This window comes from Egbenema bharatensis FJBBOT/2019, assembly GCF_048077055.1.
Taxonomy (GTDB): Bacteria; Cyanobacteriota; Cyanobacteriia; order Elainellales; family Elainellaceae; genus Egbenema; species Egbenema bharatensis.
Map to the genome: position 1 here is coordinate 4,006,121 of NZ_CP182236.1, position 25,706 is coordinate 4,031,826.

The 25,706-nt window shown below is 51.1% G+C and carries 21 protein-coding genes and 1 pseudogene; 17 read left to right on the forward strand and 5 right to left on the reverse strand.

Annotated features, from left to right (window positions below; all coding sequences use genetic code 11):
• Nucleotides 1-209 precede the first annotated feature (209 nt).
• Nucleotides 210-1,667: a xanthine dehydrogenase small subunit gene (gene xdhA / locus ACM1PF_RS18560; protein WP_416666093.1), complete on the forward strand. Its 1,458-nt coding sequence runs from the start codon at nt 210-212 to the stop codon at nt 1,665-1,667.
• Nucleotides 1,664-4,065, forward strand: a pseudogene (xdhB, locus tag ACM1PF_RS18565) (xanthine dehydrogenase molybdopterin binding subunit). The gene xdhA and the pseudogene xdhB overlap by 4 nt, the downstream one beginning before the upstream one ends.
• On the opposite strand, the gene ACM1PF_RS18570 reads toward xdhB, so the two are convergent.
• Nucleotides 4,055-5,104, reverse strand: a complete 1,050-nt coding sequence (locus ACM1PF_RS18570) for an alpha/beta hydrolase (protein ID WP_416666094.1) — start codon at nt 5,102-5,104, stop codon at nt 4,055-4,057. The pseudogene xdhB and the gene ACM1PF_RS18570 overlap by 11 nt on opposite strands.
• Before the next feature lie 724 nt (nt 5,105-5,828).
• On the opposite strand from ACM1PF_RS18570, the gene ACM1PF_RS18575 reads away from it, so the two are divergent.
• The 4 genes from ACM1PF_RS18575 to ACM1PF_RS18590 all read left to right on the forward strand — a co-directional run bounded on the left by ACM1PF_RS18575 (nt 5,829) and on the right by ACM1PF_RS18590 (nt 9,400).
• Nucleotides 5,829-6,818, forward strand: a complete 990-nt coding sequence (locus tag ACM1PF_RS18575) for an NAD-dependent epimerase/dehydratase family protein (protein WP_416666095.1) — start codon at nt 5,829-5,831, stop codon at nt 6,816-6,818.
• Entirely contained in the window at nt 6,737-7,963 is a 1,227-nt protein-coding gene (locus ACM1PF_RS18580) for a DegT/DnrJ/EryC1/StrS family aminotransferase (RefSeq protein ID WP_416666096.1), read from the forward strand. Before ACM1PF_RS18575 ends, ACM1PF_RS18580 begins: the two co-directional genes overlap by 82 nt.
• 124 nt (nt 7,964-8,087) lie before the next feature.
• Nucleotides 8,088-9,173 (forward strand): glycosyltransferase family 4 protein, encoded by a 1,086-nt coding sequence (locus ACM1PF_RS18585; RefSeq protein ID WP_416666098.1) that lies wholly within the window; start codon nt 8,088-8,090, stop codon nt 9,171-9,173.
• Nucleotides 9,170-9,400: a glycosyltransferase gene (locus ACM1PF_RS18590; protein WP_416666099.1), complete on the forward strand. Its 231-nt coding sequence runs from the start codon at nt 9,170-9,172 to the stop codon at nt 9,398-9,400. The genes ACM1PF_RS18585 and ACM1PF_RS18590 overlap by 4 nt, the downstream gene beginning before the upstream one ends.
• A 64-nt stretch (nt 9,401-9,464) precedes the next feature.
• Here ACM1PF_RS18590 and ACM1PF_RS18595 read toward each other — a convergent pair whose 3' ends face one another.
• The 3 genes from ACM1PF_RS18595 to ACM1PF_RS18605 all read right to left on the reverse strand — a co-directional run bounded on the left by ACM1PF_RS18595 (nt 9,465) and on the right by ACM1PF_RS18605 (nt 11,822).
• The gene (locus ACM1PF_RS18595; protein WP_416666101.1) at nt 9,465-11,033 is read right to left on the reverse strand and encodes a Na+/H+ antiporter; all 1,569 of its coding nucleotides are present in this window, start codon (nt 11,031-11,033) and stop codon (nt 9,465-9,467) included.
• Nucleotides 11,034-11,228: 195 nt separating this feature from the next.
• Nucleotides 11,229-11,534 (reverse strand): DUF6335 family protein, encoded by a 306-nt coding sequence (locus ACM1PF_RS18600; RefSeq protein WP_416666103.1) that lies wholly within the window; start codon nt 11,532-11,534, stop codon nt 11,229-11,231.
• A gap of 63 nt (nt 11,535-11,597) precedes the next feature.
• Nucleotides 11,598-11,822 carry a hypothetical protein gene (locus ACM1PF_RS18605; RefSeq protein ID WP_416666105.1) on the reverse strand — a complete coding sequence of 75 codons (225 nt, stop codon included), beginning with the start codon at nt 11,820-11,822 and terminating at the stop codon, nt 11,598-11,600.
• Nucleotides 11,823-12,069: 247 nt separating this feature from the next.
• Here ACM1PF_RS18605 and ACM1PF_RS18610 point away from each other — a divergent pair, with 247 nt between their 5' ends.
• The 4 genes from ACM1PF_RS18610 to ACM1PF_RS18625 all read left to right on the forward strand — a co-directional run bounded on the left by ACM1PF_RS18610 (nt 12,070) and on the right by ACM1PF_RS18625 (nt 16,710).
• Entirely contained in the window at nt 12,070-13,272 is a 1,203-nt protein-coding gene (locus ACM1PF_RS18610) for a hypothetical protein (protein WP_416666107.1), read from the forward strand.
• Between the two features lie 26 nt (nt 13,273-13,298).
• A complete protein-coding gene (locus ACM1PF_RS18615) occupies nt 13,299-14,051 on the forward strand; it encodes a mechanosensitive ion channel family protein (RefSeq protein ID WP_416666108.1) in 753 nt (250 codons plus the stop codon).
• 27 nt (nt 14,052-14,078) lie between these two features.
• Nucleotides 14,079-15,947: a glycoside hydrolase family 15 protein gene (locus tag ACM1PF_RS18620; protein WP_416666109.1), complete on the forward strand. Its 1,869-nt coding sequence runs from the start codon at nt 14,079-14,081 to the stop codon at nt 15,945-15,947.
• 526 nt (nt 15,948-16,473) lie between these two features.
• Nucleotides 16,474-16,710 carry a hypothetical protein gene (locus tag ACM1PF_RS18625; protein ID WP_416666111.1) on the forward strand — a complete coding sequence of 79 codons (237 nt, stop codon included), beginning with the start codon at nt 16,474-16,476 and terminating at the stop codon, nt 16,708-16,710.
• A gap of 396 nt (nt 16,711-17,106) precedes the next feature.
• On the opposite strand, the gene ACM1PF_RS18630 is transcribed toward ACM1PF_RS18625, so the two are convergent.
• Complete coding sequence (locus tag ACM1PF_RS18630; RefSeq protein WP_416666113.1) at nt 17,107-17,451, reverse strand: hypothetical protein; 345 nt, start codon at nt 17,449-17,451, stop codon at nt 17,107-17,109.
• Nucleotides 17,452-17,572: 121 nt separating this feature from the next.
• Here ACM1PF_RS18630 and ACM1PF_RS18635 point away from each other — a divergent pair, with 121 nt between their 5' ends.
• From ACM1PF_RS18635 to ACM1PF_RS18665, 7 genes are all read left to right on the forward strand, one after another.
• A complete protein-coding gene (locus ACM1PF_RS18635) occupies nt 17,573-17,776 on the forward strand; it encodes a hypothetical protein (protein ID WP_416666114.1) in 204 nt (67 codons plus the stop codon).
• A 4-nt stretch (nt 17,777-17,780) separates the two neighbouring features.
• On the forward strand, nt 17,781-19,379 hold the full coding sequence (locus ACM1PF_RS18640) for a tetratricopeptide repeat protein (RefSeq protein ID WP_416666116.1): 1,599 nt from the start codon (nt 17,781-17,783) through the stop codon (nt 19,377-19,379).
• A gap of 379 nt (nt 19,380-19,758) precedes the next feature.
• Nucleotides 19,759-21,915 (forward strand): magnesium chelatase ATPase subunit D, encoded by a 2,157-nt coding sequence (gene bchD, locus ACM1PF_RS18645; protein WP_416666118.1) that lies wholly within the window; start codon nt 19,759-19,761, stop codon nt 21,913-21,915.
• A 283-nt stretch (nt 21,916-22,198) separates the two neighbouring features.
• Nucleotides 22,199-22,726: a hypothetical protein gene (locus ACM1PF_RS18650; protein WP_416666120.1), complete on the forward strand. Its 528-nt coding sequence runs from the start codon at nt 22,199-22,201 to the stop codon at nt 22,724-22,726.
• Nucleotides 22,727-23,113: 387 nt separating this feature from the next.
• Nucleotides 23,114-23,392: a hypothetical protein gene (locus ACM1PF_RS18655; RefSeq protein WP_416666121.1), complete on the forward strand. Its 279-nt coding sequence runs from the start codon at nt 23,114-23,116 to the stop codon at nt 23,390-23,392.
• Complete coding sequence (locus ACM1PF_RS18660; RefSeq protein ID WP_416666122.1) at nt 23,385-23,606, forward strand: HNH endonuclease; 222 nt, start codon at nt 23,385-23,387, stop codon at nt 23,604-23,606. The genes ACM1PF_RS18655 and ACM1PF_RS18660 overlap by 8 nt, the downstream gene beginning before the upstream one ends.
• A gap of 55 nt (nt 23,607-23,661) precedes the next feature.
• Complete coding sequence (locus ACM1PF_RS18665) at nt 23,662-25,602, forward strand: primary-amine oxidase (RefSeq protein WP_416676719.1); 1,941 nt, start codon at nt 23,662-23,664, stop codon at nt 25,600-25,602.
• The last annotated feature ends 104 nt before the right edge of the window (nt 25,603-25,706 follow it).

The following is a 25,706-nucleotide window of genomic DNA, read 5'->3' on the forward strand; positions in this document are numbered from 1 at the left end:
CTGGGGAGGGGCAGGGGTGGGTTAATTTTTACCCGTTCCATAAAATGGGATGCTTCTCAACAAACGGTATCCCATTTAACATTTCACCTTGTACCCTTACCATCACAATGTATACCGTATGCAGCAAAGATTGGTCATCATCTCATGACTCAAATTGTTGCAATTTCATCCGTTTGTAATACTAATTTGAAAGGATAAGGACGAACGGTGTGCTGGCAGATGAAGCTGTGACCCAGGAAATAGAACGACAGGCATCATTGACCATTGACGGTAAGCAAACCCGCTTGCAGGAAGTTTCCCCCACCTTAACGCTGCTGGAGTACCTGCGGCTGAAGGGATATGTGGGCACGAAGGAGGGCTGCGCGGATGGAGACTGCGGTGCGTGTACCGTTGCGCTGGTGGGGAAGAACCCCAATGGTCAGCCCCATTATCAGGCGGTAAATAGCTGTTTGATTCCCCTGGGAGCGGTGGTAGGACGAGAAATCATTACCGTGGAAGGCGTGGCGAACGGTTCTTTGCATCCAGTACAGGCGGCTATGGTAGAAACCGGCGGTTCCCAGTGCGGCTACTGTACACCGGGTTTCATTATGAGTTTGTTTGCAGCCTACTACGATCGCAAAGTAGATGATGCTTGCGTGGAGGGCAATCTCTGTCGCTGTACGGGATACCTGCCGATTCGTAGAGCCGCTCAACAGGTTGCTCAGGAATTACCCGGTGAGGATCACTTCAGTCAGCAATTGGCGCAAAGTACACCTGACCTGGCTCCCCTGTCCTATCAGGGTAATCAGCAGCAGTTCCATCGTCCTACGAGTCTCCCACAGGTGTTGGAGTTGTTTCAGCAGTATCCTGATGCAGAACTGATCGCAGGTGGTACGGATTTGGGGCTGGAATTCAGTCACCACCGCAAGCACATTTCAGTTTTAATCTCCCTGGAAGCCGTCACAGAGTTGCAGCAACTTCAGCAAATGCCAGAATGGGTGGAAATTGGGGCAGCCGTTCCCCTTAGCCATATTGAGGAGACACTGCGCGGTACATTCCCTGCCCTTGATGAAATGCTGTACTGGTTCGCAGCCCGTCAGGTTCGTAACCGAGCCACGATCGGCGGCAACATTGGCACAGCTTCCCCGATCGGCGATTTGCCCCCCGTTTTGCTGGCTCTGGATGCAGAAGTGCGGTTGGCTAGTGCGAATGGGGAGCGGGTTCTGCCCCTGGCAAACTTTTTCAAGGGCTATCGCCAAACGGAACGGCAGCCGAATGAGGTGATTGTCTCCGTCAAAATTCCTAAAACCTGGACTCCGGGATCGGCTGTGCGATTGAGTCAGTCTTATAAAGTCGGTAAGCGCGGCACGGATGACATCAGCATTGTGGCAGCTACTTTTACGATTGACCTGGACGATCGGCAGCACATCCTCCATGCTCGGCTTGCCTATGGTGGAGTGGCCGCGACCCCAGCGAGGGCGATCGCAGTTGAAGAAATGCTTGTGGGCAAACCCTGGAATCTGGCAACGGTACAGCAGGTCAAGCCGATCCTGCGCACTACTTTTACGCCGCTAACGGATTTGCGGGGCAGTGCGGAATATCGCCAGTTGTTGGTCGCTAATTTGTTTGAAAAGTTTTTTGTGGAAATGGCAGATGCGATGTCCGATCTAGCAGAGGTGAGTCAATGAGTACCGGAAAACCCAACAGTCATGAAAGTGCGATCGGTCATGTTACGGGCAAAGCGATTTACACCGACGACCAGCGGCAGCCCTCAGGTATGCTGTCCCTCTATCCCGTCGTTTCTCCCCACACCAGAGCCAGGATTAAATCGATCGATGTGTCCCCAGCCTACGAGGTAGAGGGATTGGTGACGGTTCTCACCGCAGAGGATGTCCCTGGCGAAAATAACACGGGCGTGATTATCCAGGATGAAATTCTGTTTCCCACAGAGGAAGTCAGCTATTGGGGGCAGGCGATCGTCTGGACGGTGGGCGAAACGGAGGAAGTCGCCCGGATTGCAGCAGAAAAGGTGGTGGTTGAGTACGAACCCCTGGAGCCGATTCTGTCGATTAAAGCGGCCATCCAGGCGGGTAGTTTGCAGGGGGGTGCCCAAACCGTTCGTCGAGGCGAGCCGGAGACTGCCCTGGCGCGATCGGAGCATCGGCTGGAGGGTGAGGTGGAAATGAACGGGCAAGATCACTTCTACCTGGAAACCCACGCCAGTTGGGTGATTCCCGATATGGAGGGCAATTATCAAATCTATGCTTCAACCCAGCATCCCTCGGAAACTCAGGGGGTTGTGGCTGGCATTTTAGGCATTCCCAAAAATCGAGTCGTCGTCACCTGCCTGCGAATGGGGGGTGGGTTCGGCGGCAAGGAAACCCAGGCAAATCCCTATGCAGGAGTAGCAGCGGTAGCGGCTTACAAAACCGGATCTCCAGTGCGGGTCAAGCTGAAGCGATGGCATGATATGACCCTATCCGGCAAGCGGCATGGGTTCTTGGGGCAATACAAAGTCGGCTTTAGGTCTACTGGAGAGATGACTGCCCTGGAGGTCGATCTCTATTCCGATGGCGGCTGGAGTTTGGATTTGTCGCCTCCGGTTCTATCGCGGGCGTTACTGCACATTGATAATGCTTACTACATTCCTGATTTAGAGGTGCGCGGTCATATTGCTCGTACCCACAAGGTCTCCAATACAGCATTCCGGGGCTTTGGTGGCCCCAGGGCATGGTAGTGATTGAGGATATTATCGATCGCATTGCCCGCACGCTGAATCTACCACCGGAAACCGTCCGCGAGCGCAACTTTTATCACGGTGAAGGGGAAACGAATACCACCCATTACGGCCAGGAAATTTTCGACAATCGGACGCTGCAAGTTTGGAATCAAGTCAAAGCCAATGCCAACTTTGCGGAACGAAAAATGACCGTCGAACAGTTCAATCAATCCCATCCCTACCAGAAGCGGGGACTGGCCATTACGCCCGTTAAATTCGGCATTTCGTTTAACAAAGTGCAATACAATCAGGCCGGCGCACTGATTCTAATTTACCTGGATGGCAGCATTCAACTGAATCATGGCGGAACTGAGATGGGGCAGGGGTTACACACCAAAATGCTGCAAGTGGCGGCCCGTTCCCTGGGCGTGAGTCTCGATCGCTTTCGGATGATGCCCACCAGCACCGATAAAGTGCCCAACACTTCGGCAACGGCGGCTTCTAGCGGATCAGACTTGAACGGACAAGCGGTGAAAAACGCCTGCGAAATTTTGAAGGCCCGATTAGCTCCCCTGGCGGCCCAACTGCTGAACCTGGATGCCCCTGAAGCATTAGTGTTTGAAGACGACTGGATTTACTGCAAAACCTATCCCCGCGATCGCATTTCCTTCACAGAAGTCGTAGAACATGCCTATTCCGCTCGTGTCAGTCTCTCTGCTACAGGGTATTACCGCACGCCAAACCTGAGTTGGGATGGCAAAGCCGGGAAGGGCAGACCGTTCTATTATTTTGCCTATGGAGCGGCGGTGAGTGAAGTGGAAGTGGACGGCTTTACGGGAGCCTTCAAACTGCGGCAGGTGGATATTGTCCATGATGTGGGGGAATCCCTCAACCCTCTGGTCGATCGCGGTCAAATTGAAGGGGGGTTTGTCCAGGGGATGGGCTGGCTGACGATGGAGGAGCTAGTCTGGGATGAACAGGGTCAACTCCGCACCGCTGCCCCCAGTACCTATAAGATTCCCACCATCAGCGAAGTGCCGGAACAGTTCAATATTCACCTGCTGGAACGGGCTGCCCAGGATGGGGTGATCTATGGCAGTAAAGCGGTGGGGGAACCGCCCCTGATGCTGGCCATTTCCGTGCGGGAAGCCATCCGCGATGCGATCGCCGCCTTTGGTGCCGCTTCCCATATTCCCCTGCCTTCCCCTGCCACTCCAGAAGCCGTCCTCTGGGCGATCGAACGAGTGCGGCAGCAGGCTGATCCGGAGTCTGCCCCCAGCCCAGCCCAGCCCATCGAGTCCAACAACGGAGACATTCCCCACATCGAGCCAGTGGCAGCCCCCCAGGCAGAAGAAGCTAGGGCGTAACGTTGGGCAGCAAGCGATAGGTATTGGAATCCTGAACGTATCTGCGTCCTGGAATTTCATCCGCCAACTGACCGCGCAACACCTGCCGCAGGTCGATCGCCACCCGCTCTACGTTGAGATGGTAGCTGTGGGAAGTCGGATCATTGCGGCGAGACACCACATCCGTACAGTCGATCGGAAATACATGGCGCGGAAGCTGGAGCGGTTGCAGCGGTCCATCCGTTCCCAGGCGGGCGGGATTGCCTTTGATCCGATCGCTGGCCCACAAAGCCAGATCATTACGATTGAAGTAAATGCTGGTATGACGGGTGATCCGGGGCAATAACCGCAGTTTGTGATCATAATCAAAGGCATCATCATCTTCATCCGACGCAATCAGCAAAATCTGATCAAAGATTCGCGGCAGTCGGTTCGGAACAAATAGACGAACTTCCTGTAAAGCATTGCGTAACACGTAGGTTCCCATGCTGTGGGTGAGCAAATGCAGGCGTTGAAGACAGGCTTCACCCCGACAGGAATCGATAAAGTCTGCCACCTTCAAAAATCCCCTGGCAAAAGCAGCCCCCGATGCAGCAGCATCCAGGCGATCGTTTCGATAGGCCACTACATCCTGCGCTCTGGGATTGGTGAGCAGGAGAGAGCCATCCGACGGCCAGGAAAACACGCACATATTCAGCCGCAACGGTTCAGGATTGAGGACATCAGGTTGGGTGAGAATTTGATGGATCTGGGCAGCCTGACGCAGGGCACTGTGAAAGGGCGTATTGAAACCATGAATAAAAATCAGGGTATCTTCTGCCTGCTGCTGCATCTCCTGCCGAACTTCTTCAAAAATGATTTCGCTACCGAGCAGGGGCGGATCTTGAAACAGGTTTTCTGGGGCAACGGTAATTTGGGGGGGAGTGTTGGCGTTGGGGGAAACCTCTGCCTTACCAAAGCGCAGATTCGCTAATCCATCGGCACTGAAGCTACTACCAAAATCCGTAGGAGCCTCAGGGGGTAAAGGATTGCGGTTTGTAGCAAAGTAAATCGTAGTCATGGTTTGTTACCGATAAAAGTCTAATAATGCGGGTTTCGCTGAGTGCTCCCTATGTACAAACAAGGGTCAAAAAGTAACTCTCGATACAAAAAATTCATACAACTCTAACTTTGTTCCCGCTCTTGTGTAAAGAGCTTGTGTAGTCCTGTACAAGTCAGTAAATATCCCATACTGTAATAGCAGATACCGAAATTGCTTTTGTTGCCTGAGTTAAATTTCTAAATCTTGTGGGGTAGATACTCGAACTGCATCCATCAGGTTTAGAAGGGGTATCGATAATCAAACGTCCAATTGTTAAGTGGTGCAGTATCGTTTGACGCAGCTTTGGTTTGGTTGGGATATGCTCTACGGATTTGAGTCTCTCCATTCGACATAGAAGCACTTGGCTCCTTTCTATACAATTTATTTCTGATTTTTGAATGGCATGAAGTAGTAACCCGAAAGCAACATTGGGTTGAACTGATTCCCATTTAAGAATTACAAGGGTGTAGGGCCAGAACACTAGTAATCGCGCTAGTGGATGATTGGGTTGAACCAGAATATTGCGATCGTCAGTTTCATCTTTTTAAAAAATTTCATCAAAATACCGATCTTTTGATGGGTTAGTTTGATGTGCAAATTTTTCACCGGCTGTTTCAACTTATCCAGTGGTTCAAAGATTCAATTTGTTCCAGACATTTAGTGACTTGTAATCCGGTTAATTAAGATATTTGGCACTTTAACTATGATGTATCCAACAGACTTTAAAGGACGTAAAGTCCTCATTACTGGCGGTTTGGGCTTCATTGGCAGTAACTTAGCAAAGCGGCTGATTCAATTGGGTGCAAAAGTTTTAGTGGTTGATAGCCTCATCCCAGAGTATGGCGGAAATCTTATTAATATTGCTGATGTTCAGGATCAGTTAACCGTTAACATTTCCGACGTTCGAGATGAACATAGTTTGATGTATCTGGTTCGCGATCAGGATTTCTTGTTTAATCTGGCTGGACAAACGAGCCATCTGGATTCCATGCACGATCCTTATATCGATTTAGAAATTAACTGCCGCGCTCAATTATCAATTTTGGAAGCTTGCCGCAAATATAATCCCGATGTTCAGATTGTGTTTACCAGCACACGACAACTTTACGGTAAGCCCGATTATCTGCCCGTAGATGAAAAGCATTTACTGCGGCCCGTCGATGTGAATGGAATTAATAAAATGGCGGGAGAATGGTATCACATTCTCTATAACAATGTGTATAACATTCGATCGACGGCCCTACGCCTGACCAATACCTATGGGCCAGGAATGCGCATTAAGGACGCACGGCAAACCTTTTTAGGAATATGGATTCGTTTGTTGCTGGAAGGCAAACCCTTTGAAGTCTGGGGGGGCGAGCAACTTCGGGATTATACCTATATCGATGATGTTGTGAATGCCATTTTGCTTTCAGCTACTTCTGATGCAGCCGTTGGACAAATCTTTAACCTGGGGGGTGATTGCATTATTAGCCTCAAAGACACCGCAGAACTGATGGTCAAAGCGAACGGTGGCGGTGAATATATCATTCGAGAGTTTCCCCCTGAACGGAAACGTATTGATATTGGAGATTACTACAGTGATTACAGCTATATCTCTAATGTTTTGGAATGGCAGCCGCGAGTTTCTTTAGAAGATGGACTGCGGAAAACGATCGAATTTTACAAGCAAAATCTGGAGAACTATTTATGATCGCCACCCCTAAGAAAGCAATTTTACAAACGAATCCTAAAGCCAGCTATTTAGCCTATAAGTCCGAAATTGATGCTGCCATTCAGCGGGTTTTGGATAGTGGTTTCTATATTCTGGGCGAAGAAGTTGCCGCCTTTGAGCAGGAATTTGCAGACTTTATTGGCGTTCCCTACGGGGTCAGCGTTGCTAACGGTACCGATGCCTTAGAAATTGCTTTGCGGGCCTGCAATGTTGGTGCAGGAGATGTGGTTTTAACGGTCTCCCATACGGCAGTGGCAACCGTAGCGGCGATCGAACTGGTGGGTGCAAAACCCATCTGCATCGACATTGATCCGGTGACGTTCACGATCGATATTGACCATCTGGAAGCGGAAATTCAATATCTGCAACAGTCCTCAGAGTTGGGAACGCTGAAGGCAATCATTCCCGTGCATTTGTATGGTTATCCCGCCAATATGCCCGCCATTATGGAACTAGCACAACGGTATGGGCTGTATGTGATTGAGGATTGTGCTCAGGCGCATGGTGCAATGCTCGATCATCGCAAAATTGGCACCTGGGGAGATATTGCTGCCTTCAGTCTCTACCCCACTAAAAATTTAGGGGCGATCGGCGATGCTGGGATTGTGGTAACGCAACGGGAAGACCTGGCTGATCGGCTCAAGAGCTTGCGCCAATACGGCTGGCGGGAACGGTATATTAGCGATATTCCAGGGATGAATTCTCGCTTAGATGTGCTCCAGGCTGCGATTTTGCGCGTGAAGCTGAAGTATCTCAATCGGGATAATCAAAGCCGTCAAACTATCGCCCAAACCTATACCACCCAGTTGGCCCACTTACCCGTGCAGTTACCCCAGGTCGCTGAGAATGTCAGTCATGTCTACCATCAGTATGTGATTCAAGTGGAACAGCGGGATAACCTGTTTAATTTCCTGAAACAGCAGGGAGTTGGCGTTGCCATTCACTACCCACTACCCGTTCATCTCCAGCGAGCATATCAGGGTAGAGTCTCACCCCACACAGGAGATCTGAAAACCACTGAACAGCTTTGCCAGAAAATTCTCAGTCTGCCGATGCATCCGTTCTTAACTACTGAGGAAGTTCAAACGACGATCGCTGAACTCTCCAAATGGTTTAAGGATTGAAGACACTGAAGTAAGGTGGGTGGGCAATGCCCACCCTGCGAAAAACCAAGGATCTGAACCATTGACGTTTCGCCCCCCGAACCAGGCTTGCATCTTTTGCTGAAACTGATGAGGAAACAAAATCATGAGAATATTGATTGCGGCTGAGAATGCCTCCTTGCAAATGAGTGGAGAAGCAGCACTCGCACTCTATTACTTCGATCGACTACGCGAACGGCATCTTGATGTCTGGATGGTTTGCCATAATCGGGTGCGCGATGAACTGCGGCAACGGTACGATGATGAAACCTTCAACCGGATCTACTTTGTCAAAGATACGTCACTCCAGTCGAAGTTGTGTGTTTGGACAAACGAAGGTCCGCTCAAAAACTATGAGCGGATTGTGGGTCAGATCGTTCGGTTGATCACCCAAATCAACACGCGCCCGATCGTCCAACGATTGGTGAAAACCCTAAACATCGATCTGGTGTTTGATCCATCGATTATTTCCCCCAAATCATTGAGCTGTTTGTATGATCTGGACGTTCCAGTCGTGATTGGCCCCATGTGCGGCGGGATTGAATTTCCCCCCAATTTTCGCTACCTGGAACCATTCTCCAAGCGGTTTTCCACCCAACTGGGCCGCTGGTTCTCCCAAATTACGCACCGAATGTTCCCCGGTAAGCTAAAGGCCGCAGCCCTGCTGGTTGCCAACGATCGCACAGCCAGAGCACTGCCCAAAGGATATCAAGGTAAGGTGCATACGGTCGTGGAAAGTGGCGTTGATCTGACCCTATGGCAACCCATCGCGCGCCCCCCAGTTTCCGCCGATCGCCCGGTACGCTTTGTTTACATGGCACGGTTTGTGGAGCAAAAAGGAATTCCGTTTTTAATTCGAGCCTTCAAAACAGTTGCAGAACAAACTGATGCCGTTTTGGAGTTAATCGGCAGCGGAGAACTCTATGACGAAATCAAAGCGCAGGTGGCTGAATTCAACATTCAGGATCAGGTGAATTTCTATGGCTGGATGCAGTTGAAGGATGCGGCGGCTCTAATTCGGGAATGTGATGTTTATCTGGTTCCCGCGATCGGTGACTGTGGTGGTTGTGCCATGCTAGAGGCAATGGCGATGGGGCTGCCTGTGATTGCCGCTAACTGGGCCGGCCGGGAGATTATGCTGACGACACCTGTGGCATTCGTGTGGATGTCACCTCAGCAGATGAATTTGTGAAAGGACTATCAGAGGCGATGTTGCGGTTGGTTCAGTCCCCTGAGTTACGGCAACAGCTTGGAGAAGGCAGTCAGCAGCGAGTCAGAAGCAACTACTTTGACTGGGATAGCAAGGTCGATCGCACCGTGGAAATTTTCCGCGAAGTGTTGGGACTGCCTGCCACCACCGACGAGTCCCAGGTGCAACTCCCAGAAAAGCAACCTGAGTTAAGTGGCATGAACCCGTAGGATTCAAGCATTTATGGCGTTAATCGGTCGCGCAGGCAAGATGCCTGCGCTGACTCAACCTGGTTCAACCCTCCTTGTGCTCATTAAACACAAGCTGCAAAGAAGGAGCCAGTTCTTCATTCAGCCGACCCGATCGCACAAATTCAGCATAGGTATTTGCCTCGATCGCCATCAATTCCGATCGCAGTTGTTCCGCCGTGAATTCTCGCAGATTGGGATGTTCATTCATCAAAGTATCCAGTTCGGATTCTAAATTTTGTAATTCTCCTTTCACCAACACCTTCTGAAGATTGTAAAAATCAGCTTCTACTTCAGGTCGTTCTTTCATCTGAGTTAAGTGTTGTAAGACCCGTTCCAGGGCAGCGCGGCGGGCCACCAGTTCAGAATACTCCTGACGCACTGGCTGATCACCCAAGAGCTTGAGGGTTTTCAGTAAGGGCTGAATCGTCAATCCCTGTACCAGCAACGTGAACAACACTACACCAAAAACAGTGGCAATCAACTCATCCCGGCCTGCCAATGCTGCGGGAACGCTTAACGCCAGAGCGATCGACACGGAACCTCGCAAGCCGCCCCACCAGAGGATCGTTTGATCGGAAATGGGAATCTCGGATTGCACGGTTCGGTTGGCAAAGAAAGTTAACCCATAGATGGCAATGGCGCGGGTCAAGATCATCAACCCAATCGTAATGGCGATCGTCGGCAGGTTTTCCAGCAGCGATCGAAACAGGATTTGGTCGCCGATTAGCAAAAACATGATGGAATTGACGAAAAAGGCAATAAATTCCCAGAATTCTGTGACGATAATCCGGGTGCGTGGATTCATGCCAATCCGGGAGCCAAAATTGCCGAGCACCAATCCCGTCACAACCACCCCAATCACCCCAGAGCCACCCAACTGCTCCGTAATAATGTAGCAACCGTAGGCAGACACCAGGGTCAGGGATTGTTCCACCAGGGGCAGATCAAATCGCTGGGTCAGATAAGAAATGCCGAATCCAATCAGCAGTCCCATGCCCAGTCCCAACCCCACTACAACAAAAAACTCCACCAGAATCGGGCTAAGTCCTAACTGCGACTCTCCCAGCGATAGTCCAACGAGAAAGCTAAAGACCACGACCGCCATGCCATCGTTGAACAGGCTTTCCCCCTCCATCAACACCGACAATCGTTTGGCGACCCCCAGTTCCCGAAACAGGGCTGTGACCGATACTGGATCAGTGGCTGCCAGACTGGCCCCAATTAAAGCGGCGATCGCAATTGGTACGCCTGCCAGTTGATTCAGTCCCAGCGTAATGCCTACGGTGGATATGACAACCCCAAAAACGGCAAACAGGATAATGGGCACTAAATCCCGTTTCAGGTTTGACCATTTTAAATTCCATGCAGCTTCAAATAAGAGTGGTGGTAGAAAAATAAATAGAATTAAGCCTGGTGAGAGGTTAATGAGTCGGACATCCGCTATGGCCAATGCCAACCCGACGATTACCAGCAACAGTGTATAGGGAATTCGTCTAAACCAACTGACGATTTGCGGTAGGGTCGCAACGCTTAGAGAAACGGACAAGACTAGAAGAAATCGCTCCAGGTTTTGCTCGATCGCCACCTCAGCCATTGATGTCTCAATTGCCATCCAGCTCCCTCAACTCAACTTTTTCAATGGTCTATCGCAGAGATCATAGTCCAAATTTTGTTCCCAGGTTATGGTTTTTGTCACCCAAATCAATGAGCGGAAGCTGAATTCCATCCAACTTCCGCATCCTGTCTTTATAAAATTAACGGTTTTTACAGACTCAGAGTCCATCCACGCGCTTTACTTTACTGCCGCCTATCTGCTGCGTGAATCTGGATCAAGCTCATACCGCTTTTGATCGCGTCGCTCTAGCTTGTCCTTCATGGCGATGGGTTCTCGATCGCGCATCTCTACCCCGATCGCATCTGCCATATCATCCACCAGGTTATTTGAAGGAGTGGTGCTGCCTTCAACTTCTTCGCCAATGGGCTGATAGCCTGAGGGCATCCCCTGCCCATCGGGGGACACATCTTCCTGGGAAAGGCTGGTTTCTACAACGGGATCTTTGGCTAGGGCGGCATCTGGATTTTGGGCCGTCTGCTCGTGGGTCTTGTTCTGCATGAATTCAACTCCTATACGCGCTTGGCTATTAATATCGTTGTGTTCGCATTAATCTGCTATTCGCTATTCATCATCGGTGCAAGACAGTAACAGGCGAGGCATGAGCAGATCAGCATCTTGGCTCATATCAGTTGATGTACCAGGCATTGACCAATCCATCGTTAAGGCGATCGATAAAATCACTCCAGCCGCATCGGCTGAGGGAGACGGCATTGGAACAGGCTTCATTGGGTGCAATTCTTGGGATCGAGGCACCGCCTGGGTTTGCTGGGTTGCTTGCATGGTCATTCGTACCTCCCTGTCTCGTCTAAGCTCGTTACTATGCACCATTAAATATGTCAGTGATCAGAGAAATATGAATCGATCGAAAGGGATAAATGGATCTCATCAATCAGCATAACTTTGATTGACTTCTCCCCCGGTTCCTGGAGGGGCAAGATAGAATCCTACTTAGGGGGGAACTCATCTTCTAAACTTGAGGTCTATGTTGAACGAGTTTTACAAAGGTTAACTGAATTAGGACTCTAAACGTCAGATGGTTAGACTGCGATACCCCAGACTCACCGACAGGCAAGGCATCCGGCCCGCCCGCCCGCCCGCTTCACCCTGGACGTGGCCCTGGCGATCGAGTAGCGGTTTTCGACGGCTCCGGGTAGTTCTCCTGGGGCTGCTCCTGGTCGGTACCCTGGTTCTGGCTGTATCCCCGGCCTGGAGTCAGGTACCATCTGAATTACTACCTGGCGTACCGAACGCTACCACCGAACCGGAAACCACCGAACTAGAAACCACCGAACCGGGCACTACCGAACTGGAAACCACAGAGCCAGTCACGCTTGCGGAACGGTTGGAACTACCGGAAATCAATGGTTTTCTAACGCCAGTCGGGCGATTTATCAACTCAGCCCCCGTGCGCTTAGACGGACGGACCCTGTTTCGAGTTGCTCCGACAGAAAACCTTACCGCTTCCCTGAGGGCTGCGGAAATCCAGCAACGCCTCACCAACGCAGCTCAAGAAGCGGATGATCCCAGCACACTACGAGTCTATTGGGAAGCTGATGAGCAGGGAAATCTGCCGATCGTCTATATTGATACGGGCAACGAACGGTTTTTCGTGTTCACGGTTACGGAGTTAGATGCGCGGCTGGCGGGAGCCTCCGATCCTGTAGTTGGGGCAGATGAATTACGGCGGGTCATCCGTGAAGGCATTCTGACCTACGATGAGGAACGGCAACCCGGTTTTCTGTGGCAGCAGGCTCAGATCGCTGGATTCACCCTATTCATCATTCTGCTTCTAAGCTGGAGTTTAGCCCGGCTCCAGTCCTGGTTAACCCGTCGCAAAGCTCAGATCAAACAGCAGATCGCTAATGCACCGTCGGATGAAACCCAGGCTCGGGTCACTTCCCCTGATGCGGATCCGCCCTCAGCTCAAACCGTATATGCCCTGAGGCAAAAAATTGTCGATCGGCAAAAGTTGGGCATTATTTCTCTGCAACGCTGGCTTTGCTGGATTGGTCAATGGGTGGTTTGGATTGGCGGGGTTTATATCCTACTGGGGCTATTTCCCTACACGCGCGGTTTGCAACCCCTGATCATGAGTGCGATCGAAGTGCCTCTCACGATCGTCATCATTATTTCCGTTACCTACGGATTGCTGCGGTTGAGTGGCATGGCCATTGATCGATCGGTTTTGATCCTTCAGGAACGAGCCGTGATTCCTTCGGCCGCTCCCAGCGTTTAGCCCTGCGCTTCTCCACTTTTTCCCAGGTGATTAAAGGAATCGCTGGATCGGTGATTGTAGCGATCGGTGCCCTCACAGCATTGTCAGTCCTGGGATTGGATCTGGCTCCACTCCTGGCCGGGGCAGGGATTGTCGGTTTGGCGATTACCCTGGCCTCCCAGGGGGTACTGGGGGATATTATCAATGGTTTTTTGATTTTGCTGGAAGATCAGTACGGCGTGGGGGATGTAATTATTGTGGGTGAAGTCGCGGGATTTGTGGAATCCATGAACCTGCGCATTACCCAACTGCGAAACGAAGAAGGACGACTGATTACCATCCCAAATCGTGAAATTACGATTGTCCAGAACCTATCGAAGGAATGGTCGCGGGTTGATATTATGATTCCGATTTCCCATACTTCTGACCTGGATCAAGCCCTGAGTTTGGTCAAACAAACTGCCGATGATATGCGAAGTGAACCGAGTTGGAGAGACTTCATTCTGGAACCGCCTTCCCTGCTGGGTGTGGATCAGCTTGATCACGTTGGAGCAACGGTGCGGATCTGGATTAAGACCTTGCCGCTGAAGCAGTGGGAGGTGGCGCGGGAATATCGTCGTCGCTTAAAATTCGCCTTTGATAAAGCTGGCATTAACATTGGCGTGCCCCAGCAATCTCTACAAGTTCAGTCGGCTCTGCCGATCGTCAATATGTCTAGGAATAATGCTACGTCCCGACACAGTTTTAGAGATGAAACGGACGGCAGCTCGAATGATAAAATCCCCCATCAAAAACCTTAAATCGTTTAAATTTCTCCCCCAATCCTCATGGCTTACCAACCGATCGAAAACTACGGCATTATTGGCAATATGTACACGACCGCGCTGGTCGGACTGGATGGCTCGATCGATTGGTTTTGCTTTCCCACCCACGATTCCCCCAGCGTCTTTGCGGCAATTTTAGATGAGCAAAAGGGCGGGCGGTTTAAGATCAGTCCTCTGGTGAATGGTGGCGATCCGAATCGGCTGTCCTGCAAGCAGTTGTACTGGCCCGGCACCAATGTGTTAATCACCCGCTTCCTGATGCCAGAGGGCATTGGCGAAATTATTGACTTTATGCCGGTGGGGATTTCAACTGAAAATCCGACCTATCACGGCTTAATTCGTCAGGTGAAGGTGGAGCGGGGCAGCATGACCTTTAGCGTCGAATGTCAACCTGCATTTAACTATGCCAGGGACGACCATGAAATTAGCGTAACGGAGACAGGAGCCTGTTTCCATGCCCCATCGATCAGTCTGGGACTGGTGACGAATGTACCGCTTCAGCAGCAGGATAATGGTGTCTTTACCAAGGTGACGCTAGAGGAAGGGCAGACGGCCACGTTTGTTCTGCGAGAATTGGAGGCGGGAACCTGCGGATTACCGTTGGGACATCTGGAAACAACGGGATTATTCCGCCATACGATCGACTACTGGCATCGCTGGCTGTCGCAGTGTACCTACAAGGGCCGCTGGCGGGAAATGGTGGAGCGATCGGCTCTGGTGTTGAAACTCTTGACCTACGAGCCTACGGGGGCGATCGTGGCGGCTCCGACCTGCGCCCTGCCGGAAAACCTGGGAGGAGAGCGCAATTGGGACTACCGCTATACCTGGGTGCGGGATGCAGCATTTACCCTCTATGCTCTGCTGCGGATTGGTTTCACCAGTGAGGCGGCCCGGTTTATGCACTGGATTGAGTCGCGTTGCCATGAGTGCAGTACGGGTTCCTGTGGGGCGAGTGGGCCGTTGCAGATTGTCTATGGGATTGATGGTCGAGATTTGCTGACAGAAACGACGCTGAATCATCTGGAAGGCTACAAGCAGTCCAGTCCGGTGCGAATTGGCAATGCGGCCTACGATCAGCTTCAGCTGGATATCTATGGGGAGTTGATGGATGCGGTCTATCTCTATAACAAGTACGGAGTGGCGATTTCCTACGATTTTTGGATTTATTTGCGGCAAATTCTCAACTGGCTTTGCGACAACTGGCAGCGACCGGATCAAAGTATCTGGGAGGTTCGCAGTCAAGCCCAACACTACGTTTACTCGAAGCTGATGTGCTGGGTGGCCTTCGATCGCGGGATTCGTTTAGCCGACAAGCGATCGTTTCCTGCCGATCGGGCCAAATGGATTGCGGCGCGGGATCAAATCTATGAAGAAATTATGGAAAAGGGCTGGGATGCTGAGAAAAACGCCTTTGTTCAGTCCTACTCCAGTACGGCCCTGGATGCGGGAACGCTGTTGATGCCACTGGTCTTTTTTGTTTCCCCCAACGATCCACGGATGCTGAAAACCCTGGATGCCATCTATCGATCGCCGAAGGATGGTGGGTTGGTTTCGGGCGGATTGGTCTATCGCTATGATGTGAACGAGTCGGCGGATGGTTTGGAAGGGGATGAGGGCACGTTCAGTATGTGTTCGTTCTGGCTGGTGGAAGCGATCACCCGCGCTGGGTACGATGATCCGGCCCGGTTGGAGGAGGCGAGGCTGTTGTTTGAAAAAATGTTGGGCTATGCCAATCACGTCGGACTGTATGCCGAAGAAACGGGACTCAGCGGTGAAGCCCTCGGCAATTTCCCACAGGCATTTACCCACATTGCCTTAATCAGTGCGGCCTGGAATTTGGATAAAGCTCTGAACCAAAAGCATCGCGTCTGAGAAAACACCCCACGCTAAACCATCACCCAGTCATCCGTAGTTGACTGACCAATCTTTTTGGTAGGTTGGGTTGAGCATAGCGAAACCCAACAAGATGGTTTGCGTTGGGTTTCGTCCCTCAACCCAACCTACGAGTTTTCCAGAGTTTTGTCGTCTGATCATCCGTAGCGCAGACATCTTGCCTGCAAGAGAGCTTTGGCTGTAATCAATGTCTGCAATCAGTAAATTTGTACAACAGAACACTTGACTGAGGCGATCGATCTGGTATCTTCTTAACTTATGGCTACTCAGTGCGTGTTTGCCGTAGCCTGGCTCCCAACAACCTGGCGAGGTATGAAGTAGCTCCACACTACAACATACCTCTAACCCCACAGACGACCGTAGCTGTCCGTCGGGCTTGGACTAGTTTAGCGTTTTTGTTGAACACATCCTATCCCTGGCTTTGCGATGGTTGAATGCGGGGGAAAACCGGGTTGGTGGGTTTCTTCTGATTCCACAATCCCTAATCCATACAAGGAGAATTCTCATGACAGGTGATTTTAACCTGTTCGATCATCCTGCCTTTGGAGATGATGCTGATCCGAATGCCGGACGAGAGCGGGTTCGCATCATTATCTTTGGCTCGAAAGAAGTGGTTCGCGCTACGATTCACGATCTCTATCTCAAGAACTTCCGCCGCATAGAAAGCTGGAGTCCGCTTTTACCGACTCCCGATCCCACCGTGTTCATGTCCATCAGTACGGAGTATCGCATCATGCGTTAAAAACTGCGAATTGAATCATCTAAAAATTCTTGTGGGGTGGGCATCTTGCCATAGGTGACAAGTTAAAGGCTAATCGATTTTGTCAAGTCCTATATTTGGCGTTTCTATTAGAGCAACCAACCAAATGTGCAGTTCTCTAACAGTTTGGCGGAATCAGCATGAAAACTACTGAATTGCCGGAAGGCCTTACCGACAGAGCAATCTGTTAGATTCTGTAATTTGCTTGACAACAGTGCCTTTTGCTTAACTTGACACCAATGGCATCTTGCCCGCCCAGTCAAACAGGCAGAATGATTGACAGGTTATTTAACGCTCGATCCTAAGAGAAATTGCACCTGGAAACGGCAATGGGTGGGCATTGCCCACCCTACAGAAGCACCAACAAACTCCTACAGACTAGCGAATGTAATATTCTGAGATCTGGCAGAGGTTCACCTGACGAGCATCCAGTTCGGCACCATTGGCAGCGATCGCTCGAATATCATAGAGGCAGGAATTGGAATAGTCATCAAAGTAGATGAAGAGGGAATTTCCAGACGGAAGGACACTGGAGCCTAAAACATCATCGCCCCAGTAATTGCTGTTGGAGTCTGATACATAGAGGTAGTAAATATCCTGATTGGTCTGGTTGTAGACCGTGAAATCTCGCTGGTCTGCGAGGGCTTCCGAGGCAGTTCCCAAAACAACAGGCAAAGAACAAACGGCAGTGGCCACGAGGGTACGAAGTGAATGCTTTAACATACAGGTTCCTGAATTGGTAATAGGTGTAGAAAAGTCCACATAGAATGAAGCTAACTTTGTAGTAGCTTGCTTTAACATTCCCATTAAAGACACGCGACTCAACAGGTTAGCTCGTTCGGTTGTGATATTTGTTACTTCAACCAGACGATCGGGTTTACGGAAACCTACCCACATTTTTACAAAAGTTCGTCTATCTTTTGATACACCAGACTACGGCTGTCGTTTGCGGGTAACGGAGCAGGGTTTGAGCGGTATGATGAAGGCGATCGGCTATGGTACGACGTTCACCCGATCGTGGTGGATTTACTGCGACAGGAGGAGTTGATTGAGTGAGCCGATCGCTGCCTACGGATCAGCATGACCGGGAATGGGAACAGGAAAATCTGCGGAATTTCCGAAAGTTGCTGCTGTCGGTGCAGGCGAGCCTGAAGCAGTTGAATTTGCTGATTGCGATTTGCGATCATCCCACCTATCGGGAGGAGTTGATTCGGGACTATGAGGCGCAGCTCACGGCAAAGGGCATCACCTGTTTGCGGGTACAACTCGATCGGCATCAGACGAGCTTGAAGCAGGCGTTGCTGGCACTGGCGGCAGAGGAACCAGCTTTGTATGAAGATCAGCCTGTGATGGTGACGGTCTGCGGGGCAGATCAAATGTTGAGTGTGCGGCTGGATCAGGAACAGTCGGCGCGGGAGCAGTTTTTCTTTTCGCTGCAATGGACGAGGGAAGCTTTGCGCCAGTTTCAGTTTCCGATCGTGATTTGGCTGACGGAGCAAATTACACGAGAGTTAACCCAGCAAGCCCCGGATTTTTGGAGTTGGCGAGGGGGGGTGTTTCAGTTTGTGCGTCCAATAGGGCGATCGGACAATCGATCGAGTGGAGAGTTTCAGGACTTCCAGTTGGAGGCAAAACCTAAGAAACCTATTTCACTGGCTGAATCTAGACAAAAAATCCAGGAGTTACAAAAGCAAATTGCCACCCTGGAAGTTCAAGACCCAGAATCACCCTTACTGCCAAGTTTGTATAGCAGTTTGGGAGAAGCCTATGAAGAACGGTTGGACAATGGCTTGGTGGCTGCACATGCTAAAGAACAACAGCTAGCTATTCAAGCTTATGAAAAGGCGATCGCCCTTCAAACTGAGGAGGATTCAGTCGAGCTAGCGAGGACTCTCAAAAATCTGGCAAATCTGTACCGATCGATGGGACGCTACAGTGAAGCCGAACCGCTCTTTGTCCGATCGCTTGCTATCTATGAGCAGCAGTTAGGGGCAGATCATCCACATACCGCCACCAGTCTGAACAATCTGGCAGGACTGTACCGATCGATGGGACGCTACAGTGAAGCTGAACCGCTCTTTGTCCGATCGCTTGCTATCTATGAGCAGCAGTTAGGGGCAGATCATCCACATACCGCCACCAGTCTGAACAATCTGGCAGGACTGTACCGATCGATGGGACGCTACAGTGAAGCTGAACCGCTCTTTGTCCGATCGCTTGACATCTATGAGCAGCAGTTAGGGGCAGATCATCCACATACCGCCACCAGTCTGAACAATCTGGCAGGACTGTACGACTCGATGGGACGCTACAGTGAAGCTGAACCGCTCTTTGTCCGATCGCTTGCCATCTGTGAGCAGCAGTTAGGGGCAGACCATCCCGATACCGCCACCAGTCTGAACAATCTGGCAGGACTGTACGACTCGATGGGACGCTACAGTGAAGCTGAACCGCTCTTTGTCCGGGGATTAGGTATTCTGTTCAACAGCCTTGGAGAAACTCACCCCAAGATCCAAACTGGTTGGGCAAATTTCCTCTCCTTCTTGCAGCAGGTCATAGAGGCAGGGCAAACCGATCGGCTTTCAGATCATCCAACGACACAGCGGGCGATCGAGCAACTGCGGCAATCATCAGGGGAAATGGCGGAATGAAGAGGGGCGATCGGTTGAAGTAAATTTTAAATTAGCGAATACTGACACGACTCAGTAAAAACCAACCATGAACACTCAACGGGTAGACTCGATCGTCCAGGCGATTAGCCCTCTCTTCCGAAGAACGACTTTTGCTAGAGGAAAAACTGTTTGCAAATTCACCCTATCCCTCCAATCAAGAATTTCTCCATCTAGCCGAACAATGATTCCCATAGCCTTCTATCCCAAAACTCGCAAATCGTTCGCCTGAAACCCACGAACGCCCAAAATCTAAAATCCACAATCTACAATCCAAAATTCAGATCGCCTCCAAGAGCACCCCGTCTCTTGATATGCTGAATCTTTAGACTGTTGCGATCGAACTGATATTTGCACCATCATGCCTGCACTCACCGAGACTCCCACCTTAACGGCTTTTCCCCTCACCGCTGTTGTCGGGCAAGAAGCGATTAAACTGGCTCTTTTACTGGCTGCGGTTGACCCTGGCTTGGGCGGTGTGGTGATCGCAGGTCGGCGGGGCACGGCAAAATCAGTCATGGCGCGGGCGATTCATGCCCTCTTACCCCCGATCGAAATTATTGAAGGTTCCCTCAACGCCAATCCCGATCGCCCGGATGAGTGGGATGATGACACCGTTGAACAGTTTGCAGACTTCTCTAATCCTGAGCGAGTCAATCGATCGATTGCCCTGCCCAATCCAGAGGAAGCCCCATCCACCTTCAGCCCGATCGATTCCGAGTCCTCCTTACCCACCCAAATTGTCCCGGCTCCCTTCATTCAGGTTCCTCTGGGCGTAACGGAGGATCGGTTGCTGGGATCGGTGGATGTGGCCCAGTCGATTAAGCGGGGGGAAACCGTCTTTCAACCGGGACTGCTGGCAGAAGCCCATCGGGGTGTACTGTACATCGACGAGCTAAACCTGCTGGACGATCAGATTGCTAACCTGCTGCTGGCTGCCATCACCGAAGGGCGGAACCAGATTGAGCGGGAGGGCATTAGCTTTCAGCATCCCTGTAAGCCGTTGCTGATTGCTACCTACAACCCGGAAGAAGGGGATCTGCGCGAACACTTACTCGATCGAATTGCGATCGCCCTTTCTGCGGATGCCGTGTTGGGACTGGATGAGCGGGTGGAAGCCGTGGATCAGGCCACGTCCTATGCGGAATCTCCCCAGGTGTTTCTCCAGCAATACACCGAAGAAATCGACAACCTGAAAACCCAGATCATTCTGGCGCGGGAATGGCTCAAGGATGTGCAGATTAGTCACGATCAGATTGCCTATCTGGTGAATGAAGCCCTGCGGGGTGGGGTGCAAGGACACCGAGCCGAACTGTTTGCCCTGCGCGTGGCCAAGGCTCATGCGGCCCTAAATGGTCGAACCGAAGTCACGGCCGAAGATCTGCGTCGGGCCGTAGAACTGGTGATTGTGCCGCGTTCCACGATCGTCCAGACACCGCCCGAAGAACAGCAACCGCCACCCCCACCTCCGCCACCCCCTGAAAGCCAGGAAGAATCTCCCCAAGATCAGGATGAGCAGGAAGAGGAGCAGGAGGAAGATGAAGAACAGGATCAAACCCCGCCGGATATCCCCGAAGAATTTGTCTTTGACCCCGAAGGCGTGATTCTAGACCCAACGGTGCTGTACTTTGCCCAGATGGCGCAACGACGGGGCAAATCCGGTGCCCGTAGTATTATTTTCTCGGACGATCGCGGTCGCTACATCAAACCCGTTTTACCCAGAGGTAAAGTTCGCCGCATTGCCGTAGATGCCACCCTGCGATCGGCGGCTCCCTACCAGAAAGCCAGACGGCAACGGTTTGACCAGCGGGATCAGTCCCCATCCCCCACTCCCCACTCCCCACTCCCCACTCCCCGCAAAAAAGTCTTCGTCGAAGAAAGCGACATTCGTGCCAAACGGCTGGCTCGTAAAGCAGGAGCCTTAATTGTGTTTGTCGTGGATGCTTCAGGTTCGATGGCACTGAACCGAATGAATTCAGCCAAGGGAGCGGTGATGCGCTTATTGACCGAGGCTTACCAGAACCGCGATCAGGTGGCTCTGATTCCCTTCCGAGGGGAACAGGCGGAGGTCTTACTGCCCCCCACGCGATCGATCACCTCTGCCCGTCGTCGATTGGAACGGATGCCCTGTGGTGGGGGTTCTCCGCTGGCGCATGGACTCACCCAAGCCGTACGAGTTGGGATGAATGCCAAGCAGTCTGGCGATATTGGGCAGGTGGTAATTGTCGCCATTACAGACGGACGGGGCAATATTCCCCTATCTCGATCGCTGGGTGAGCCAAAATTGGATGACGAAAAGCCCGACATTAAGGCAGAACTGCTGGACATTGCCGGAAAGATTCGCGCCCTCGGCATTCAGCTCTTGGTAATTGACACGGAAAACAAATTTGTCTCCACCGGATTTGCCAAGGAACTGGCTAAACAGGCAGGCGGCAAATACTATCACCTGCCTAAAGCCACTGATCAGGCGATCGCCGCGATGACGAAAGGAGCCATTTCAGATTTGAAGGGACGGTAGACCAAGTCTTGGCTTCATTTGTCACTCTACGGAAGAGTCTTACATTCTGCGAACACACTTACTCCAGTCCTAATTTCCACCGTAGCAAAGCGATCGCCCACGGTTGGAAGTAATGAGTGAATGGACTGTGCAGCATTTGCTGAGCAAAAGGTAGAAACTTTAACGCATAGGGAACACTTCAATCAGGACTAACGCAGCTCGCTTTGAATTGGTTTCAGGCAAACCCGAAGTTGAGGTACGCATTAGTTCTAGCCCACAGCAACAGTTAACTCAACATTGAGCTATGAATGGTGAAACGTTAAGATTTACTGCTCTAGGAGCAGCGGTTTTCTTTGGAATAATGGGAGTATCTGGCTGGACTTCGGGAATATTACTTGCTGGACTTTGCTTCTTTTTTTGGTGCTATACCGCAACGTCAGCAGGACAAGCATTTTTAAAGGAATACTCTAAAAGAACTGAAGAACGCAGAAGAGAGTTCGAGAAGCTACATGCAGAGCGAAATAAAATTAATCCTCAGTATATGAGCCAGCTTTTCAACCAACTTGATGCTGCTCCAGGTGATTCTGACTTATGTGAAGAAATTATCAGGCTTTTACACCTTTCTCATCCTATGATCTTCCCAAAGGAAAGAACGAGGGAAGTGTATGATCGAGCATTGAAGGTTCTTGAGGAAAATTCGGAGATAACAAACTTAAAAGCATTTTGTCTTAATGTCGGGCGTTGGCATTGCGGCAGGGTTCGAGCTAGCGGTCATGTCACCATATACGATGAGCAAGCTATCCAGAATGATATCAGCGTCAGAGTAAAGTAGAGAAGAAACAAACATACGTAAAGACGCAAAACAGTTTTCTAGTTGTAGAAAATGCTACAAGTTAGTTTACCGTCTTGAACCGTTTTGAATGTTCATCTGGGGCAGAGGTAGCGCAGGCATCTTGCCTGCCAGTGAGATACTTGCTGTGTGCATACAAGATTAGAATACACCCGATCGAAATCTGCTAATTTTGCAAAACTTTCAAAGCACAACAGTTGTCGCTTATCAAGATTTTCTTTGAAGAGCAAATCTTGCAAAACAAGAGAAGAGAACTGAATCATGAGCCAAATTGAACTCGATCGCTTACTAGACGGAGTTGCTTAGTTAGAGACGGCTGATTTAGAAAGATTTGCCGAGCAAGTCAACCGCCTCCTGGCACAGCGCAAAGTGTCCAGCCTTCCCCAACCTGAAGCCGAACTGCTGCAACAGATTAACCAGGGACTCCCCGCAGACAGTCAACACCGCTACGACCAACTGAGAACCAAACTAAACGCCAAGACCATCACCCCTGAAGAACATCAGGAACTCCTTGCCCTGGTAGATATCTTTGAGCAAGCCGATGCCGAACGACTCCAGCACTTGATCGAACTCTCCCAATTGCGCCAAGTGCCCCTCCCCGACCTGATGCACCAGCTTGGTATTCATCCCCCAGCCGTTCATGCCTAGACGCTACATCACCGTCGCGGAACAGCAGCAAGTCATTGAGCGAGCAAACCGACGCTGCGAATACTGCAAAAGTGCAATGGACTACAGTTCCCAGCCCTTCGAGATTGAACACATTGTCCCCATTGCTGAAGCAGGCGAAACCTCCCTGGATAACCTGGCGCTGGCCTGTGGTGGCTGCAACGGACATAAATACACGAAGGTGGAAGCTATTTGATAGCGTCCTGGCTTCAGGCTTGTAGGATGAAGAAATCGCTTTGTCTAACGATCGTATGACTTCGACTCACGATAGTGCTCATTCCTCGACTCCGCTGATTTCCCCCGCTCACCCCTTAGAACCCCTGACCGCTGAAGAAGTTGCTGCTGCCGTGGCGATCGTCCGTGCCGAGAAGCAGGTGGGCGATACATTTCGGTTTCCCTGCGTCACCCTTCAGGAGCCATCCAAGGCGGTAGTGTTAAACTTCCAGCCCGGAGATGCGGTTCCCAGGGAAGCCTTTTTGATTCTGCTGGACAACGCCAATGGCCAGACCTACGAGGCGATCGTCTCTCTGACGGAAGCAACGGTGAAATCCTGGATTCATGTTCCCAACGTGCAGCCCAACATCATGGCGGATGAGCTGGCGGAATGTGAAGCGGCAGTCAAACAGCATCCCGAATTCGTTGCAGCTCTGGCGAAGCGGGGAATTACGGATCTGGATGCCGTGGTGGTTGATCCCTGGGCGATCGGCAATTTTGGCTTTACCGATGAAGTGAATTTGCGGCTCTCCCGCTGTATTTGCTATCTGCGAACCACCCCTTACAGCAATTTCTATTCCCGCCCGATTGATGGTCTGGTTCCAGTGGTGAATCTCAACACGATGGAAGTGCTGAAAATCGAAGATATGGGGGTGGTGCCCGTGCCGCCTGAACCGGGAGAATATGCCTCGCGCTTTATGCCGGAGTTTCGTCAGGATATCAAACCTCTACACATTACCCAGCCAGAGGGCACCAGTTTTCAGGTGGAGGGGCACTGCATTCGCTGGCAAAAGTGGCAGATGCGGATTGGCTTTACCCCGCGAGAAGGACTGGTGCTGTACACCGTCGGCTATGAGGAGCAACCCGGTCAGGTGCGATCGATTCTCTATCGGGCTTCGATGGCGGAAATGGTTGTCCCCTATGGCGATCCCCGACCGCAGCACTTTCGTAAAAACGCCTTTGACTTGGGGGAACACGGCATTGGGATGCTGGCCAATTCCCTGAAGCTGGGGTGCGATTGCGTTGGCGAAATCCATTACTTTGATGCAGTGCTGACGGATAGTCGAGGCAATGTGGCGATGACTGAAAATGCGATTTGTCTGCATGAAGAGGACTTTGGCACCCTCTGGAAGCATACCGACTGGCGGCTGGAGGAAGTGGAGGTGAGGCGATCGCGGCGGCTGGTGCTGTCCTTTGTGGCGACGGTGGATAACTATGAATACGGATTATTCTGGTATTTCTATCAGGACGGTACGATTCAGTATGAAGTCAAGCTGACGGGATTATTGCTGTGTGGTGCGCTGGCAGATTTTCCCAAGTATGGAACGGTGGTGGCTCCTGAACTGAATGCCCTGAACCATCAGCACTTTTTCTGTATGCGGCTGGATTTTGACCTGGACGGCACTGAAAATGCAGTTTATGAGGTGAATACAGAGGCGGAACCGATGGGTGAGCAGAATCCCTACGGCAATGCTTTCTACGCCAAATCAACTCTACTGGAAACGGAGCAGGCAGCCCAGCGGATTATTGATCCCCTGGCAGGACGCTACTGGAAAGTGGTGAATCCCAATGTCACCAATCGATTAGGACAACCCGTTGGTTTCAAAATCATTCCCGGTGAGAATGTGCTGCCCTTTGCCCATCCCGATTCCCCCATCCTGAAGCGGGCCGGCTTTATGAAAAAGCATCTCTGGGTGACACCCTACCATCCAGCCGAAAAATATCCCACTGGCAGCTATCCCAACCAGCATCCTGGAGACGCAGGCTTACCCCAATGGACGCAGGCCGATCGATCGATCGCCAATACGGATGTAGTGGTCTGGTATGTCTTTGGGCATCACCACATTCCCCGTCCCGAAGATTATCCGGTCATGCCCACTGCCTATTCTGGCTTCACCCTCAAACCCGTCAGCTTTTTTGATGCCAATCCAGCATTAGATGTGCCGCCCTCCAGGCAGTCCTCCTGCCACTCGGAGTAGTGAGACTCTGTGAGTCAGTCCAGCCTTCTTGTGGGGTAGGCAGCGTTTCGACTGAGCGTTCGACCTGAGCTCACGCCGAAGGGCTCAAGCCGAAGTCTTGCCTG